This is a genomic window from Bradyrhizobium sp. LeoA1Lang (genome assembly GCF_055413685.1).
On record NZ_JBVAPG010000479.1, the window covers coordinates 1 to 626 of the forward strand.

The 626-nt window shown below is 61.0% G+C and carries 2 protein-coding genes; both read right to left on the bottom strand.

Features of this window, described 5'->3' with window-relative positions:
- Positions 1-92: 92 nt before the first annotated feature.
- Positions 93-278 (bottom strand): hypothetical protein, encoded by a 186-nt coding sequence (locus ACZYOF_RS44215; RefSeq protein ID WP_463719654.1) that lies wholly within the window; start codon positions 276-278, stop codon positions 93-95.
- Positions 279-323: 45 nt separating this feature from the next.
- The coding region (locus ACZYOF_RS44220) for a DUF1259 domain-containing protein (RefSeq protein ID WP_463719655.1) at positions 324-626 on the bottom strand (303 nt) is incomplete at its 5' end.

A 626-nucleotide genomic window follows, 5' to 3' on the forward strand; every position in this document is an offset into this window, starting at 1 on the left:
GGCCGTTGCCCTGCCGTTCCAGAGCGTCACCAAGGTCAGCAATCCGACGGCTGCACATGCGACGCGCATTCCGGCACGAGGATTGCCTATGTTTACGGCTTCGATTTGCATGACTTCAGGCACATCTGGTACTCGGTCTTGCAGGCATGGCCCGCGTAGTTCTTCATGCACGCCTTGTGCTGCTCGGCGCATACCTTGCAGGACGATTGCGCCTCGGCCGCGCGATCGGCGACCAGAAGGCCTGCCAGCACTGACAACGCAACGACAACTCGCTTCATTCGCGGTCCCCCTCTCGACTCGTGTGTGTGTTGCCTCCTCCTCGCCTAACTCTTGGTGCTCGCGGTCTTGTCGAGTGCCGCACGCAGCCCTTTGGCCAGCTTGATCGCATCGTCATTGGCCCAGAAGTGCATGAAGAACAGGCGCGGCTGCTCGTCGAGCATGTGGCTGTGGATCGCTGTTACATCGATGTCGTTCGCTTTCAGCGCCTTGATCACAGGATTGGCTTCGTCGCCGGTCAGCACGAAATCGCCGATGATGGCTGCCTTGCCGCCCCCCGTCGGCTGGAAGTTGATGGACTGTGCCACACCCATCGGGCCGACCGGTGCGAGTTGCATCCCAGCTTCGCT

Bases quoted from the DNA above. Each gene is read 5' to 3' on its own strand.
- ACZYOF_RS44215 (WP_463719654.1), bottom strand. From the start codon at position 278: ATGAAGCGAGTTGTCGTTGCGTTGTCAGTGCTGGCAGGCCTTCTGGTC.